We start from the raw sequence: 16605 nt of genomic DNA, 5'->3' as shown, positions 1-16605 counted from the left end.
CGGCTAATCTGGGATGTTGTGGGTGCAATTCGTCAGTGTTCCAGATCAGCCTGCCGCCAGTCCGCGGTGGCTACCTTGACGTACGTCTACGCCGAGTCCACGGCCGTACTCGGTCCGTTGGCCACGTATGCCGAACCGCATTCCTACGATCTGTGCTCGCAGCATGCCGAGTCGCTGACCGTGCCGCGCGGCTGGGAAGTCATGCGGCTCGCCATGCCGTCCTCGCCGCCGCAGCCCGGGCCGGACGACCTCCTTGCCTTGGCGAATGCCGTGCGCGAAGCCGCATCGGCGCCTGCCGCGCCGGACCAGCGAACGGTCCGGGCACCCTTTGACGGTCCCGCCCCCGCAGAGGGGACACGGCGCCACCTGCGCATCCTGCGCGATCCGTCCTGATCCCCTGAGGCGACGGGAACCGCACGTCGTCCTGCCGAATGTGTCGCGGCTCCCGTGCAACAAGGCTTGTGACACCGTGTGCCGAGCCGCTGGGTTGTACTCTGGAAGCTGCCATATCTGTCCACAGGTGTCCGCGAGATGCCATCCAGGGAGCTTCAACCATGCCAAAGGTCAGTCCTGAATTGTTGTCCATCCTGCGGTGCCCCGTCACCGGGTCCCCGCTGGAGCAGGACGGCGAGGAACTTGTCTCGACGGACCCGGGCCCCTCGGGCGAGAAGCTCCGCTATGCGATCCAGGACGGAATCCCCTTGCTTCTGCCCCCGGAGCTGCTGGCCGCCGCCAACGCCGCGACCTCAGGCCAGCACGACGCAGGCCAGCACGGCGCCTGAGCCCCCCTGACTCGACTGACTCGACTGACTCGACTGACTCGACCATTAGGTACTTCCAAAGGACTTCCATGACCCTCGACTACAAGGTTGCAGACATCTCCCTGGCCGAAGCCGGGCGCCACCAGATCCGCCTGGCCGAGCACGAAATGCCGGGCCTCATGTCGCTGCGCGCCGAGTTCGGTCCGAGCCAGCCGCTCAAGGGGGCCCGGATTGCGGGGTCCCTGCACATGACCGTCCAGACCGCGGTGCTCATCGAGACGCTGACAGCCCTCGGCGCCGAGGTCCGCTGGGCTTCGTGCAACATTTTCTCCACCCAGGACGACGCCGCCGCCGCGGTTGTGGTCGGCAACGGTACCGTCGAGGATCCCCAGGGCGTTCCCGTGTTCGCCTGGAAGGGCGAAACCCTCGAGGAATACTGGTGGACCGCCGAGCAGATCCTCACTTGGCCGGGCGCCGAGGCCAACCCGGAGCTCGGGCCCAACATGATCCTCGACGACGGCGGCGACGCCACGTTGCTGGTCCACAAGGGCGTCGAATTTGAAGCCGCGGGCGCAGTGCCGAGCGCTTCGGAAGGCGATCCCGAGGAGTATGCGATCATCCTCGACGTACTGCGGAAGAGCCTTGCCGCCGACCCGAAGAAGTGGACCCGCATCGCCGCCGGAATCCGCGGCGTGAGCGAAGAAACCACCACGGGCGTGCACCGGCTCTACCAGCTCGCCGAGCAGGGCAAGCTGCTGTTCCCTGCCATCAACGTCAATGACTCCGTGACGAAGAGCAAGTTCGACAACAAGTACGGCATCCGCCACTCCCTGCCGGACGGAATCAACCGCGCCACGGACGTCCTCATGGGCGGCAAGGTCGCCGTCGTCTGCGGTTATGGCGATGTCGGCAAGGGAGCCGCCGAGGCGCTCCGCGGCCAGGGTTCACGCGTGATCGTCACGGAGATCGACCCGATCTGCGCACTCCAGGCGGCCATGGACGGCTATCAGGTGGCCAGGCTGGATTCGGTGGTGGAACAGGGCGACATCTTCATCACGACCACCGGCAACAAGGACGTCATCATGGCCTCCGACATGCTCCGCATGAAGAACAAGGCGATCGTGGGCAACATCGGCCACTTCGACAACGAGATCGACATGGCCGGACTGTCGAAGGTCCCCGGCGTCCGCAAAGTGGAAATCAAGCCGCAGGTGCACGAATGGGTGTTCGACGCCGGAAGCGTCACCGAGCGCTCCATCATCGTGCTCTCCGAGGGCCGCCTGCTCAACCTGGGCAATGCGACCGGGCACCCGTCGTTCGTGATGAGCAACTCCTTCGCGAACCAGACGATCGCCCAGATCGAACTGTGGACGAAGAGGGACCAGGGCGAATACAAGAACCAGGTCTACGTGCTGCCGAAGATCCTCGACGAGAAGGTCGCCCGCCTGCACTTGGATGCCTTGGGTGTGGAACTGACCGAGCTCAGCAAGGAACAGGCGGAATACCTGGACCTTGACGTTGCCGGGCCGTTCAAGCCGGAACACTACCGGTACTGAGGACACCGGCCGGGCGCGCGCCGGAGGCGCGCACCGGCCAAAATCGAGCCGCGCCGTTTAGAATGCGGGTGTGGGGCGTGGGTTTTTTGGGGGAACAAGTTTTGGAGAAAACAGGAATGGGTGTTAATCCCGACGGCGGGCACGCGGACGCTTTTGAGCAGGCCGACGAGACGTGGCCCTTCGATGCCGAGCAGAACGGCGGCGGCCGCCATGTGGACACGGCGCGTTCGGACTGGGCGCGTTCGGACTGGGCGCGTTCGGACAGGGCCCAGACGAAGCGAAGCAGGATCCGCAAGGTCGCCTGGATCGCCGTTGTCTGCCTCATTGCCGCGCTGACCGGCACGTTCGATGCTGTAGCCCCCCGTGCGGCCAGCGCGGCGATCGAGTCGGAGGGCTCATCAGGTGAGCGCAGCGAGGCCGCGGCAGTGCTGCCGGTCGTCAAGCCCGCCACGGTGGTTGCCTCGCCTGCGAGCGGGGCCAAGCAAGTCAACCCGGCTGCGCCCGTCACGATCAGCGTCAAGGACGGAACCCTGGACAGGGTCTCCCTGACGAGCGCCCGGGGGAAGTCCATTGATGGTGCTTTGACCCCGGATGGACTGAGCTGGAAGGCATCGACTCCGCTCGAATTCAACTCCTCCTACACCTTCAATTACACGGTTGCGGATTCGGTGGGTCGTGCAACGTCGAAGACCGGATCCTTCAGCACCGTCTCCACGCAGAATGAGGCAGACGCCGCCATGTACCCCTTGGATGGGGCGAAGGTGGGCGTCGCGCAACCGCTCCAGATCACGTTCAGTGAACCCGTGCTCAACAAGGCCGCTGTCGAGAAGGCCATCAAGGTCACCGCCAGCTCGGGCCAGGTGGGGGCCTTCCACTGGTTCAGCGACACCATGGTGCGCTACCGTCCGGAGAACTTCTGGGCAGCGAACAGCACAGTGACCGTGGACCTCAAGTTGTTTGGAGTGGACTTCGGCAACGGCCAGATCGGCAACTTCAACAAGACGAACACATTCAAGATCGGCGACAAGAAGGTGGCGGTGGCCGACGCGGTTGCCCACACGTTCACGGTCAGCATCAACGACCAGCAAGTGGGCCAGTGGCCGGACACCATGGGTGACACCAGGTTCCCGTCCGCGCGCGGCTACTTGGTGCTGATGGAGAAGTACCGTGTGGAGCACATGGACGCTTCCACCATCGGGCTGAAGCCGGGGGACCCGGCCTACTACGGACAGCTTGACGTCAATTACGCCACGCGCCTGACGCCGAGCGGGGAGTTTATCCACCAGGCCACGGACACGGCCCTGCCGTACATCGGCGTCACGAACCTCTCCCACGGCTGCATCGGACTGGGACCTGACGGCGCGAAATGGGTGTTCGACAACATGACCACCGGAGACGTCGTCCAAGTGGTCAATACCGAAGGTGACTACGCCAATTTCAACGACGGCTTTGGCGACTGGAACATTCCCTGGGCCCAATACGCCAACTGACGGGACACGCAACCGCACCGAGGGGGCGCATCACGTCGCCGGGGTAGCGCTTTGCTAGCGCGTGAACGGGAGCCGGCTGAGTCGCTCGCCCACAACGGCGCTGCGTTGTTCCGCGCGCCTCAGCTTTTCCAGGTCCCGGTTTCGCCGCTCACCCAAGACTGCCTGCAGGTAGTCTTGCGGCGTCGTTTCAGGCGGCGGAGGCGGCGCGACGTAGGCCGCAAGTTCGCTTGCGAGGGCGGCTGCCAGGTGGGCGCGTGATTCCGGAGCCATCCGCCAGGCCTGCTGGATGAACTGCGAGGCCCGCCTTGCCGTGCCGTCCGGGACCCTGCCGATATCGGCCAGTGCCACCCAGGCCTGCAGGTGCGGGGGCGCGAAGGGCAGGATTTTGGGTTCGGCGGGAACGCGCTGCCTCAGCGAATAGGTTCCTGCCACGACGTCGCCGAGCCTCTTCGACTTGTCGTTGAACAAGGCCACGGCAATGGCGAGGCCGCCGAACGTCGCGTAGATTTCCAGGAACCCGATCAAGCCACGGATCACCGCGTGCCGGAAGCGGATGGCTCCGCCGTCGTCGCGCACGATCCTGAGCCCCGCAGCCAGCTTGCCCAGCGAACGGCCGCGGGTCAGTGTTTCCACTGCCACGGGGACTACCACGAGGCACAGCACCACACTGGACAGGGCCATCGCGCGGCCCGCGGCCACGTCCATATCAGGAGCCGCCATTCCAATCAGGAACAACAGACCCAACAGCAACACAACGTGGACCAGGACGTCGAGCATGAGCCCAAGGGCCCTCGCCCCGAAAGAAGCCGGCCGCAGTTCAAGGACCACAGCCTCGCCCGTGATGATCGAACTCACGCCCGCCCCCAAGCCTTGCCATCGTGTCTGCGGGAGCGGATGGCTCCCGCTGGATCGAGTCTAGCGGCGGACACCGATCCGGAGGAGGGAGCTGCGCTTCGGGACGGTTGGGGGAAGGTGGGATTAGGGTAGAGCCGTGGACATGGATGCCTTCTCCGTGGTGAACGGGACCAAATGGTCCCGTTTGCACGAGCTCGCGCACAAACGGCGCCTCGACGGCGGTGAAGCCGACGAGCTGCTGCGTTTGTACCAAGTGGTGTCATCACACCTGTCCCTTATCCGGTCCGTGGCCCCGGAGAGCGCACTCTCCGCCTCCTTGTCGGCCGCGCTCGCCCAGGCCCGTACGCGGTTCACCGGGGCGCGCTCGAATTTCATGGAAGACCTCGCCCGCTTTTTCGTGGTGTCCCTGCCTGCCGCGTTCTACCGCCTACGCTGGCTCACGGTCTGTTGCGGAGTTTTCTTCTGCCTCGTGGCGGGTGCCTACACGCTCTGGATCGGAACGTCCCCGGACGCCTTGCGGGCCCTCGGTAGCAGCAACGCCGTGAAGCAGTACGTCGACCATGACTTCGTTGGCTACTACTCCGAGAACCCGGCGGCGTCCTTCGCCGGGGCCGTCTGGACCAACAATGCCTGGATAGCGGCGCAGGCCGTGGCCTTGGGGATCACCGGATTTTGGGTGCCTTACACCCTTTTCGCCAACGCACAGGGCGTGGGGGTCGCGGCGGGAGTGTTTGCCGCAACCGGCAAGATGGACGTGTTTTTCAGCTATATCCTGCCGCACGGCCTGATGGAGTTGACCGCGGTGTTCATCGCCTCAGCGGGCGGTCTCCGCATTTTCTGGGCCATGGTTTCCCCGGGACCGAGGCGCAGGATGCACGCTGTCGCGGAGGAAGGACGCTCCCTGATAACGGTGGCCCTTGGCCTCGTGCTTGTCCTGTTCGTTTCGGGACTCGTCGAGGCCTTTGTGACGCCGAGCCCGCTTCCGGTGTGGGCCAAGATCCTGATCGGTTCGCTCGTCCTCGCGGCATACTGGGTCTATGCCTTGGTGCTGGGCGGGCGGGCATTCCGCGCCGGCGCCACAGGCGACCTGGACGCAAACGACGCCGGTTACCGGGAGATCGCCGCCTGACGGCACCGGGGTCCGGCCGGAATCCGTTGGCCGCCGGGGTGGCTCATCGCCGCTCTTCGAGGGCTGGCGGTAGGCTCGAAGGCAGAGAAGATTGCCAGCGGACCGTTCCTGCTCCGGCATGTGAATCCTACGGAAGTGAATCCAAGTGACCGAGAAGAGCCCGATCCCCAAAGACCCGGACGCGGATAACCACGACGAAGGCGACGAGCCTGCCTTCGAATGGATGAAGCCTGCCCCCAAGTCCGCAGCCGCTGACGCCCGCCCTGACGTGGCCGCCAACGGAGTCGAGGGAAGGCAGCCGGAGACCCGGGCAGACCGCAAAGCCGCCGAGGCGGCGGAGGCCGGACCGGAACCGGCCCTCTTCGCAGAGCCCTTGCCGACGTCGGCCCTTCAAGTCCGTCCCCCTGAAGCCGAAGTGGAGCGCCGCAACCACGAGAGGGAGCAGGCAGCCAAAGCCAAGCCGATCGCGCCGCGCATTTTCCAGGTCCTGCTGGCTGTGTTCTACCCGGTAGTCGTCCTGGTGCTGGCCATCCGCGCCGTGGCGAGCCCGCTGTTCCTGTGGGTGGAATACTATCGGCCGGGGTTCCCCGGCGACGGCTACGGCTTCAACGCCGATGACCGCATGACCTATGGCTCCTATGCCCTGGACTATCTCAGTAACTGGTCAGGACCGCGCTACTTGGGCGAACTCGTCAACCAGAACGGCGAGAAGCTGTTCAAGGAAGGCGAAGTTTCCCACATGGCCGACGTCAAGACCGTGATGCTCTCCGCATTCGGTGCCGGCGCCCTCATGATCATCATTTGCATCATCGCAATGATTTACCTGCGCAAGCGAAGCACGGGCGGAATCCGGCGGGGACTGTTCGCCGGTTCGATCATCACGCTCGTGCTCATCCTGGGACTAGCCACGCTTGCGGTTCTGGGCTGGCAGCAGTTCTTCACGGACTTCCACCACGTCTTCTTCGCCAACGGCACCTGGACCTTTGCGCTCGACGACACGTTGATCCGTTTGTTCCCGGGGCAATACTGGATGGACTCCGGAATCGCGATCGCCGCTTTGGTCTTCGTCACGGCCCTGCTGACCCTTATCTTCACATGGCCGACCCGCCGTCGCCGTGGACTTGCCCCCAAGAACAAAGCGGCAGAAGAAGAGAGCACGGAAGCCGACACGGAGCTCGGCACGGAGGTCGGCGCAGCCGGGAAGTAGCATCGCTCGAAGTAGCACCGCCGGCCTGCCGGGCGGGGGCCCTAGATCCAGGAAGGCATCCACATGTGCATGCGCCAGTCCTGGTAGCTGATCACTTCCGCCGTCCACACCGGATAGAAGAACGCCGACAACAGCACGGCAAGGACCACTACAAGGCCCACCCCGTACAGGCCCGAGCGTCGGCGCCACGGAGGAGCATCACTCCTGCCAAGCACCAGTCCCAATCCGTAGACGAGGGCCAGCACAAGGAAAGGCTCGAAAGAAAGCGCGTAGAAGTAGAACATGGTGCGCTCCGGGTACATGAACCACGGCAAATATCCCGCGGCAACCCCGGCGAGGATGGCCCCTGCCCGCCAGTCCCGCCGTCCCGCCCACCAGAACAGCACCACGAAGAGCGCAATGGTGGCACCCCACCAGACCACCGGGTTTCCCACCGACAGGATCGCCGAAGTGCAGTTCGGCAGATCGCATCCGGGAGTGCCCTGCTTGGGGGACTCATAGTAGAACGACGTAGGCCGTCCCATCACGAGCCAGGTCCACGGGCTCGCCGAATACGGGTGCGGCGAGCTGAGGCCCTGATGGAAGTTGTAGGCCTGCACGTGGTAGTACGCCAAGGAGCGCAACGGCCCGGGAATCCAGTCCCACCCGGGGGATGGGTTCGTATCGGCCCAGGTCCGGTAATAGGCGTCCTTGGAAAGGAACCAACCAGTCCAAGTCGACAAATATACGGCGCCTGCCACCGGAAGCATGGTGAAGAACGCCGGAATTCCGTCCTTGATGATCGCTGCGCTGGGCCAGCTCCGGATGCCCGCGATGCGCCGCGCACTCATGTCCCAGAACACCGTCATCAGGCCGAAAGCAACAACGAAGAACAGTGCCGACCATTTGGTGCCGACCGCCAGGCCCAGGCACACCCCGGCAACCAGCCGCCACCAGCGGAATCCGAGCCATGGGCCCGAAGCGAGGTCCAGCGCTGTCGGCCGGCCGTCCTTGGATGCGGCTGCCAGGGCGGCAAGCCGCACAGCCAGGCGGCGTCGTCCGTCGTCGCGGTCCATCAGGAGGGCGCCAAAGGCCGCGAGCAGCCAAAACATCAGGAAGATGTCCAACAGGGAGGTCCGCGACATGACCAGGTGGTGGCCGTCGACGGCGAGCAACAACCCTGCCGCAGCGCCCAGGATGTGGGAACGGAACAACTTCAGGGCGATCAAAGCGAGCAGGAAGATGGACAGGGTGCCCGTCAGGGCCGCGGAAAACCTCCAGCCGAAGGAATTGTCCGAACCGAAGAGCCACATCCCGAAGGCGATCATCCATTTGCCCACCGGGGGATGCACCACGTACTCGGGGGAGTTGAGCAGGACGTTGGGGTTGCCTGCATTGAAGGCATCATTGGCCTTGTCCGGCCAGCTCCGCTCATAGCCGCTGACCAGGAAGGAGTAGGCATCCTTGACGTAGTAGGTCTCGTCGAAGACGAGGCTATGCGGAGCGTCGAGGCGGACAAAACGCAGGATGCCGCCGATCACCGCCGTGATGGTGGGGATCAGCCATAACCACAGCCGCAAGGACGGCGGGTAATCCCGCCAGCTTTGGATGCTGCCAATGAGCCGCGTCCGCAGTGCATCGGCCGTGAAAGCTTCGTTGGGCCGTATCAACCAGGTTTGCGGTGCGGGGCGCACGGAGGTATCGGTCACTCAGCCCATGCTACCTTTCGCCTCCGTCAGCATCCTGAAAGCCGGAGCCGGGGCTGAAAGCCTGAGCCGGAGCAGGGCATTAGGCTTGTTGGGTGACTGAACAGCTGAGCTCCCCGGATGAATCCACCGTCCTCCACGCGGAGGAGCCCCTTGAGGCGCGGGTGCTTCCGGCCCTGCCCGACGGCGCGGGGAGGATAGTGCTGGCCGCCACTCCCATCGGCAACGTGGGCGATGCCTCCAGCCGGCTTATCGAGTTGTTGCAGACGGCCGACATCGTCGCCGCGGAGGACACCCGGCGCCTGCATCGGCTGGTCCAGTCGCTCGGCATTACCGTGTCCGGCCGGGTCATCAGCTACCACGAGCACAACGAGGCGGCCAAGACCGAGGAACTGCTGGACCACGTCCGGGCCGGCAAGACCATCATCATGGTGAGCGACGCCGGCATGCCCGCAGTGTCCGATCCCGGCTTCCGCCTCGTCGAGGGAGCCGTCGCGGCTGGACTTTCTGTCACCGCTTTCCCCGGCCCGTCCGCCGTGTTGACGGCCCTGGCGCTGTCGGGACTGCCCACGGACCGGTTCTGCTTCGAAGGTTTCCTGCCCCGCAAAGCCGGAGAACGCAACTCCCGGCTGGCGGACCTCGGCAACGAACGCCGGACCATGGTGTTCTTCGAGGCCCCGCACCGGCTTGAGCCGATGCTCCGTGCACTGCATGAGCGGTTCGGCCCGGATCGGCGCATCGCCGTCTGCCGTGAATTGACGAAGACCTACGAGGAAGTCATCCGGGGAACCGTCCGGGAATTGCTCGAATGGGCCGAAAACAACGAGGTCCGCGGCGAGATTGCCGTCGTCGTGGCCGGCGCCCCCGAACAGGCGCCGGGGAAGCCTGAAGACCATGTTGCCGCCGTCAACGAACTCATCGGGCAGGGCATGAGGCTCAAGGAGGCGGTCGCCGCGGTGGCAGAGGACGCCCGGGTCAGCAAGCGTGATCTGTACTCTGCCGTGCTCGCGGCCCGGTAGTTTCCGCTCCGACGGGGGCTGTGCAACTGCACAAACTCTTGCTCCCGCGGCAGTGCGCGAAGGCGTAGACACTGCTTCGCGGCGGGCAGTACCGTGACAGTAATTCCACAAAGATCAAGCGTCGGTGCATCCAACGTGCGCCGACTGACGAAGGAGTCACTGTGACTGTTACCGCCGATCGCGAAAGCGAACTTCTCGCCTCCGTTCCCAAGGGGCTGCTCATCAACGGCCAGTGGCTGCCCGCAGCGTCCGGGAAGACGTTCGACGTCGAGGACCCGGCCACTGGGAAGGTGCTCATGAGCATTTCCGACGCCGGAGTGGAGGACGGCGCTGCGGCATTGGACGCTGCCGCTTCCGCCCAGGCGTCCTGGGCCCGCACGGCTCCGCGCGAGCGGGGCGAAATCCTGCGCCGCGCCTTCGAGCTTGTCACGGCCCGCGCCGAAGACTTCGCACTGCTCATGACCCTGGAAATGGGCAAGCCCCTGGCCGAATCCCGCGGCGAGGTGGCCTACGGCGCCGAGTTCCTGCGCTGGTTCTCCGAGGAAGCAGTCCGCGTTTCAGGCCGCTACTCCGCGGCTCCGGATGGCAAGAACCGCATCCTCGTGCAGAAGAAGCCTGTTGGTCCCTGCCTGCTGATCACCCCGTGGAACTTCCCGCTGGCCATGGCGACGCGCAAGATCGCCCCCGCGGTCGCCGCGGGTTGCACCATGGTGCTCAAACCGGCGAACCTGACGCCGTTGACCAGCTTGCTCTTCGCCCAGGTCATGCAGGAAGCGGGCCTGCCGGCAGGCGTGCTCAACGTCATCCAAACCTCCACGGCCGGCGCAGTCACCGGCCCCCTCATGAAGGACGACCGCCTGCGCAAGATCTCCTTCACCGGTTCCACAGCGGTAGGGCAGTCCCTCATGCGCGAAGCCGCGGACAAGGTCCTCCGCAGCTCCATGGAACTCGGTGGAAACGCCCCGTTCCTGGTCTTCGAGGACGCTGACCTGGACAAGGCAGTGGAAGGCGCCGTCGCGGCCAAGATGCGCAACATGGGCGAGGCTTGCACCGCGGCCAACCGCTTCATCGTGCACGACTCCATCGCCGACGCCTTCGCTGAGAAGTTCGCTGCCAAGATCTCGTCGCTGAACACCGCTCGCGGTACCGAGCCGGACTCCACGGTGGGACCGTTGATCGATGGCAAGGCCCGCAACGGCGTGCATTCCCTGGTGTCCGACGCCGTTGCAAACGGCGCCGTCGCGGTCACAGGCGGTGCTCCGGTTGACGGCCCGGGCTACTTCTACCAGCCCACCGTGCTCAAAAACGTGTCCGCGGACGCCCGCATCCTGAAGGAAGAGATCTTCGGACCCGTTGCCCCCATCGTGACGTTCAAGAACGAGGACGAGGCCATCGAGTTGGCCAACAACACCGAGTACGGGCTGGTTGCCTACGTCTTCACGACGGACCTGAACCGCGGACTGCGTGTAAGCGAGCGGATCGAGACCGGCATGCTCGGCCTCAACGCCGGGGTCATCTCGAACGCCGCGGCACCTTTCGGCGGTGTGAAGCAGTCCGGCCTGGGCCGTGAAGGCGGTTTCGAAGGCATCGAGGAATACCTCACCACGCAGTACGTCGGCATCGCGGATCCGTACGCCGACTAGGAGGCATCCGGCTCCATCAGCGCCGCCAGCTGATGGAGCCGGACAGCCGTCGCCAGGATGCTGCCGCACGGTGTGCCGCTGCCGCCGAAACGCCACCCAGCCAACGGAACGGCAGCGACATTAGCTGGAACCACCGCGACATCAACGACGGCGGGAGCCACTCCGCGCGGAAGGCAGCGAACCAGGAGGCATTGCGCCGGAACGCGGCACGGACCGCTCGGATGCGTTCAGAGGCCGCGTTCGCCTGCTCCGCCGCAGTATCCGCCGTGACGCCCGCTGGGCGACCATAACGCTGCCGTTCGAAGTCACCGGTGAGGGACGCGACGGCGTGCTGCCCGGCGTCGTCGGCGGCTCCCGACGGTGACCCCGGCGCCACTGGCGCTCCAAGTGCAGCCGAGTTGCGCAACCGGGCCGCGAAGTCCCGCGGAGTTTCGCTCGGTCCCGGCGGCATGCCGTAGTCCGTGGCGAGGTCCTGGAGCTCGGCCCATGCCAGGATCGGGCCATCCCGTGGCGGGGCGGAGCCGGCTCCGCCTGCCGGACGCGCAGGCCTCAGGCGCCGCGCCCGGATACCGGAGCGGACCAGCCGCGGGGAGGCTGCCAAGAGCGCCACGAGAAGCGCCGCTGCGCTGACGTACACCACGGTCGCGGACCCGGTGCCCGTGCCCGGTCCGGCCCCAGGGCCCGCAACGGGCGCCACATCGGCAGCACCCGGAGCAGGAGTCGAGGAACCCGGTGCAAGGTTTTCTTCATGCAAGTTGGTGCTCGGGCCGCCCGGTGCAACCGGCTCGCTCGCGTAGGGCGGGACGACGCCGCGGGAGGGGGTCGGTTCGAAGGCGATCCAACCGACACCTTCGAAATAGAGCTCAGGCCAGGCGTGGGCGTCACGCGCGTCCACTTGGTACTCCGGCAGGGGTTCCTGTCCCGCCACCGCGACTGTGGCGCCTGTCGCGTGGCCGGGCGCGTAGCCCACGGCGATGCGGCTCGGGATTCCCTCCAGCCGCGCCATGACAGCCATCGCGGAAGCGAAGTGCACGCAATAGCCGCTCTTCTGCTGCAGGAAATCCGCCAGGACGGACATGCCGTTGCCGTCATAGCCGCCCTGGACCGGAGCCTGCAGGGAGTAGCTGAACCGGGACGAGCGGAGATAGCCCTGGATGGCCATCGCCTTGGCATAGTTGCCGTTGGCGCCGGCCGTCGCTGCCTTGGCGGTGTTCTTCACGATGTCGGGCACATTGCTTGGCAGCTGGATGAAATCCTGCGAGATGGAGGTGGGCTTGGCGTTGTCCTGGCTCAACGTCGCGGACGTTACGGAAGGCAGCGACGAATACACGGTGTACTGCTGGTTCCTCGTGGTGCTGTCCTCGCCGCGGATGCTCAGCGTCGCCGGATCCCACGACCAGCGTCCGCTCAGCCCGTTGACGGCGGTCGGGGCATAGGGGACCGGAAGATACGGACTGCTGAACTGCCCTGTGTCGATCACGGTCAATTGGCGCACCTGATCGGAGGGGAGCGGGTAGTCCGGAGCCATCCGCCCCGGCCCGATGCGCCGCGACGACTCGCGGTCGTCCGGTGCCCAGGTATCGCCGTCGAACTTGTCGATCGTGACGGAGCGCAAGTACACCGGGGCCGTGGAACTCGTGGCATAGGTGATGCTGCCGTCGCCGGTGGGATTCCGCAGGCTGTTGCCGAGCGTGATCATGGGATTCAGGCCGTTGGAGACCCCCCACGCATTCAGTCGCGAACCGACCGGGAACGTCCCGCGCTCAAAGCCCGGAACCGCCAGGGGCAACAGCAGGCCGACGACCAACGCCACACCACCGATCGCCACCGCGCGTTTGAACTGCCCCGTGCCGTGAGGCGTGTCGGTCTGCAGCCGCGAGTCAGGTGCGAACCACTGGCTGCAACCCAGGATCAGGACGAAGCCGACGGCGGCAACCAGGAATCCGGGCAGGCCGCCGCCTTGCGGCTTGATGGTCGCCGGGAACGCGAGGACCACCAGCAGGCCCAAGCCGCTCGTCGCGGGCATGCCGAGCGGGACCGCCAGGGCATCGATCAGGAGAGCCACCAAGCCGAGCCCCGCACATGCGACGAACACTATTCCGGCGTTCGGGGAGACCGGCGCGGTCTCCGAGACCACGGTTTCGCCGGCCCGCTTGAGGAATTGGCCGAGCGCGCCAAGGGTCGCGCCGGACGGAATGAAACCGGCGATGCTTTCCGGCCGGAAGAACGTGAAGTCGAGAATGGCCACCCAGGCGAGCAAACCACCGAAAGTGGCGAAAGAGGGGTGGACCCTCAACGCACGAAGGACAGCCATGGTCAATCCGATGACACACACGGTGGTGATGGCGGGAACCAGCCAAGCCCAGCCCCTGAAAACCCCGTTGAGCGAGAGGGAAGCTCCGAGCACGGCGACGGCGATGGCCGCCGACATTGCCCAGGGATACGCTCCAGGTCCCTGCCTTCGCGGTGTGCCGGGTGCGCTTCGCGGGCCATTGCCCCGTCCCTCGCTGCCGGGTGAAAGCTCGGTTGACGCCGTCGGCCTGGAGCTCAGGGGCCGTCCCGGCGGTTTTCCCTTCGAGGTGGTGGTCATCGTGGTACCGCCGCGCCACGGCGGACGTCCATCGCTGCGGCAGCAGCTGCGAGGATCTCACCTTGATCGAAACCGGCCCAGGCAGCGGGAAGGTCCGTTCTCGAACTCACGGCCACGGCCCGCCAGCCGCCCAGCTTCAAAGCTTCGATGACAGGCTCGACCTGGTGCGGATGGTCGGTGACCACGAGCGCGAAAGCGTTGGCGCCGTAGCCGGCAGCGGGCGCCAACGCCCGGGCTTCGGATAGCGGCATGTTGCCGAGCAGTGCGAGCACGGGGCCACGCAGCCGGTGCGCGGCCAGCTTGTCCATCAGGTGGTCATCGAAGGGGGCCTCGGCGCCGTCGACGGCGGCAGCTTCTTTGCGGCCGCGCTCGCCGTGGACGTGCCGCGGGCCGCTGAGCTGGATGGCCGCGAGGCTCTCGGCAATGGACTGCAGACCTCCCAAACCGCTGAATTCCTCGGTTTCGGGATACGGAGCGGAGCGGGAGGTGCGGAATGCCGGGTGTCCGGCGGCATCCAGGAAACGCAGCGAGTAGTTGCGATCGGCGAGGTGGACGCTGATCGACATCGCCGCCGTCACGATCCATTCGAAGTTCTCGTTGCTCACCAGTTCGAAAGCGTCCTCGTGGGAAGGACCGAACACCGCAGCCGGGCCGGACGCGAAAGCGGAATAGCGTTGGTCCAGGATGATGGTCGCCTCGGGCGTGGTCACGGATTCCTCCTGCCGCACCATGAGTTCGCCGTGGCGCGCTGTCGCGGCCCAGTGGACGCGTCGCATGGGGTCGCCGTGCCTGTATTCGCGGGTCATGACGTCGTCGTCACTGGGATTGGCGCGGATCCGGGTGGCCGTCACGCCGTCGTTTCCGCGCGCCCCGGCCAAGCCGGTGGCGGGGAGTTCGACGGCGGCAGGCGTCACCGTGAGGATGTCGCCGTCGTCGATCTGGTGGCGGTGCAGCGCCAAGCCGAAGGGATCGCAGAACTCGGCGGTGACCGGCCCTATCTTGAACTGGCCGCGCTTGCCGGAGCGCAAGTGGTATTCATAGCGGCTAGTGCCGCCGGAAGCGGTACGGGCAGGAAAGCGGAAGGCCGGGGGTTCGCCGAACCGCGGCGGCAGTTGCTCCTCCATGATGACCGGCGCGGCGGCGGCGCCGGTGCGTGCCACCGCCAGGCGCACCGTCGCAGTGGAAGAAGTCTCCACGGACGAGGGATGGAATTCGCGGAACACCTGGAAGCGCGGTTTGAGGACACGGACGCCGGCAAGCGCTACCAGCGGCAGCACCAACAGCAAGATCCCCAAGGCCAACAGATCCCGCCTGCCCATGATTTGGGCAAGCAGCAAGGATCCCGCTCCGCTGGCAAGCAGGCCCCAACCGCGGGACGTGAAGAGATGCTTTGGAAGTAGATCGATCAGCGCCATGCCCGCCCCCTCCTTCGTTCTGCTAGCCGCCGCGGCGTTCCGCGCCGGCATCCTGGTTCACCGGGAGGGCGGCCAGGATGGCCCGGATGATGCTCTGCGGGGTATCGCCGGAACTCGCGGCCTTGCGGTCAAGGATGATGCGGTGCGCCAGGACGGACTCGGCGACGGAAATGACGTCGTCGGGAAGGACGAAATCCCGTCCGTCGAGGGCTGCGGTCGCTTTGGCCGCCCGCAGTAATTGCAGCAGCGAACGCGGGCTGGCTCCGAGGCGCAAACGGGCGCTGTCCCGGGTGGCCCGGCCCAACGCAACCGTGTATTCCTTCACGGATTGGGAAACGTAAACCTGCCGTACAGCGGCGATCATCGCGGCGACGTCGGCGGAAGTGACCACAGGGGTGACTTTGGCGAGGGGCGAGACCGCCTGATGCGTCTCGAGCATATCGATCTCCGAGAGCTTGTCGGGGTATCCCATCGAGATGCGGGCCATGAAACGGTCCCGCTGCGCCTCGGGCAGGGGATACGTGCCTTCCATTTCAATGGGATTCTGTGTCGCGACAACCATGAACGGTTCTGCCAGCTGGTACGAATGGCCGTCCACCGTCACCTGGTGCTCCTCCATGCATTCGAGCAGGGCGGACTGGGTCTTCGCGGAAGCGCGGTTGATTTCGTCTCCGATCACGATGTTGGCGAACACCGCGCCCATCCGGAACTCGAACTGCCGTGAGGACTGGTTGTAGATCGAGACGCCCGTGACATCCGAGGGAAGCAGGTCCGGGGTGAACTGGATACGGCTGACCTTGCAGTCGATGGTCCGGGCGAGGGTCTTGGCGAGCAGGGTCTTGCCCACACCGGGCACGTCCTCCACCAGGAGGTGGCCTTGGGCGAGGAGCACGGTGAGGGCAAGCTTGGCAGCCTCGGCCTTGCCGTCGATCACCTTGTTGATTGCCGCGAGGATTTTCTCGCTGGCAGCATGGAACTGCCCAGGATCCATGACGATGGGCTTGTGCCCGTTGAGGGATTCGCGCTCAGGAGGCAAGGCAACCACGGACTCGTCCCGTAGCAACTCTTCGTCAACGGCGCCGTGTCGCTTTGAGTCCATGGACAATCCCCTCAGCCATGACAGAACCCCGGCCGGGCCGCGGTGCCGTGGCAGGGATATACCGCCTTTTGTACCAGACTACCCAGCCTAAGCCCGCCACAGACAGAGGCAGGTTCCGCGCGAAGGAATACGGGTGCGACAGTTCGCGGTCAGGAA

Annotated in this window: 13 protein-coding genes; 8 read left to right on the top strand and 5 right to left on the bottom strand. The window is 65.7% G+C overall.

Annotated elements, in window-relative coordinates:
• Positions 1-18 precede the first annotated feature (18 nt).
• From L0B83_RS01430 to L0B83_RS01415, 4 genes are all read left to right on the top strand, one after another.
• Positions 19-393 carry a DUF3499 domain-containing protein gene (locus tag L0B83_RS01430; RefSeq protein WP_234756293.1) on the top strand — a complete coding sequence of 125 codons (375 nt, stop codon included), beginning with the start codon at positions 19-21 and terminating at the stop codon, positions 391-393.
• 161 nt (positions 394-554) lie between these two features.
• Positions 555-782 carry a Trm112 family protein gene (locus L0B83_RS01425; RefSeq protein WP_234756292.1) on the top strand — a complete coding sequence of 76 codons (228 nt, stop codon included), beginning with the start codon at positions 555-557 and terminating at the stop codon, positions 780-782.
• 68 nt (positions 783-850) lie between these two features.
• Positions 851-2317 (top strand): adenosylhomocysteinase, encoded by a 1467-nt coding sequence (gene ahcY / locus L0B83_RS01420; RefSeq protein ID WP_234756291.1) that lies wholly within the window; start codon positions 851-853, stop codon positions 2315-2317.
• A 116-nt stretch (positions 2318-2433) separates the two neighbouring features.
• Positions 2434-3807, top strand: coding sequence for a L,D-transpeptidase (locus tag L0B83_RS01415; RefSeq protein WP_234756290.1), 1374 nt, complete (start codon positions 2434-2436; stop codon positions 3805-3807).
• Positions 3808-3861: 54 nt separating this feature from the next.
• Here the strand turns inward: L0B83_RS01415 and L0B83_RS01410 are convergent, their stop codons facing one another.
• The gene (locus L0B83_RS01410) at positions 3862-4662 is read right to left on the bottom strand and encodes an RDD family protein (RefSeq protein ID WP_234756289.1); all 801 of its coding nucleotides are present in this window, start codon (positions 4660-4662) and stop codon (positions 3862-3864) included.
• A gap of 136 nt (positions 4663-4798) precedes the next feature.
• Here L0B83_RS01410 and L0B83_RS01405 point away from each other — a divergent pair, with 136 nt between their 5' ends.
• Both L0B83_RS01405 and L0B83_RS01400 read left to right on the top strand, forming a co-directional pair.
• Entirely contained in the window at positions 4799-5791 is a 993-nt protein-coding gene (locus tag L0B83_RS01405) for a stage II sporulation protein M (RefSeq protein ID WP_234756288.1), read from the top strand.
• 145 nt (positions 5792-5936) lie between these two features.
• Positions 5937-6998 carry a TIGR01906 family membrane protein gene (locus tag L0B83_RS01400; protein ID WP_234756287.1) on the top strand — a complete coding sequence of 354 codons (1062 nt, stop codon included), beginning with the start codon at positions 5937-5939 and terminating at the stop codon, positions 6996-6998.
• Between the two features lie 41 nt (positions 6999-7039).
• On the opposite strand, the gene L0B83_RS01395 is transcribed toward L0B83_RS01400, so the two are convergent.
• Positions 7040-8686, bottom strand: a complete 1647-nt coding sequence (locus L0B83_RS01395; RefSeq protein WP_234756286.1) for a dolichyl-phosphate-mannose--protein mannosyltransferase — start codon at positions 8684-8686, stop codon at positions 7040-7042.
• Positions 8687-8847: 161 nt separating this feature from the next.
• Between L0B83_RS01395 and rsmI the strand changes: the two genes are divergently transcribed.
• Both rsmI and L0B83_RS01385 read left to right on the top strand, forming a co-directional pair.
• Positions 8848-9702, top strand: a complete 855-nt coding sequence (gene rsmI, locus L0B83_RS01390) for a 16S rRNA (cytidine(1402)-2'-O)-methyltransferase (protein ID WP_234756580.1) — start codon at positions 8848-8850, stop codon at positions 9700-9702.
• A 161-nt stretch (positions 9703-9863) separates the two neighbouring features.
• Entirely contained in the window at positions 9864-11345 is a 1482-nt protein-coding gene (locus L0B83_RS01385) for an NAD-dependent succinate-semialdehyde dehydrogenase (protein WP_234756283.1), read from the top strand.
• Between the two features lie 16 nt (positions 11346-11361).
• Here L0B83_RS01385 and L0B83_RS01380 read toward each other — a convergent pair whose 3' ends face one another.
• The 3 genes from L0B83_RS01380 to L0B83_RS01370 form a co-directional block, all read right to left on the bottom strand.
• Positions 11362-13776, bottom strand: coding sequence for a transglutaminase TgpA family protein (locus L0B83_RS01380; protein WP_308193931.1), 2415 nt, complete (start codon positions 13774-13776; stop codon positions 11362-11364).
• Positions 13777-13931: 155 nt separating this feature from the next.
• Positions 13932-15350, bottom strand: a complete 1419-nt coding sequence (locus tag L0B83_RS01375) for a DUF58 domain-containing protein (RefSeq protein ID WP_234756279.1) — start codon at positions 15348-15350, stop codon at positions 13932-13934.
• Between the two features lie 22 nt (positions 15351-15372).
• Positions 15373-16449 carry an AAA family ATPase gene (locus L0B83_RS01370; protein WP_234756277.1) on the bottom strand — a complete coding sequence of 359 codons (1077 nt, stop codon included), beginning with the start codon at positions 16447-16449 and terminating at the stop codon, positions 15373-15375.
• Positions 16450-16605: the final 156 nt, after the last annotated feature.

The sequence above is a fragment of the Arthrobacter alkaliphilus genome, assembly GCF_021483235.1.
GTDB lineage: Bacteria > Actinomycetota > Actinomycetes > Actinomycetales > Micrococcaceae > Arthrobacter > Arthrobacter alkaliphilus.
The sequence above is the reverse complement of the archived record's forward strand: the minus strand, read 5'-3'. Positions and strand labels throughout refer to the sequence as shown.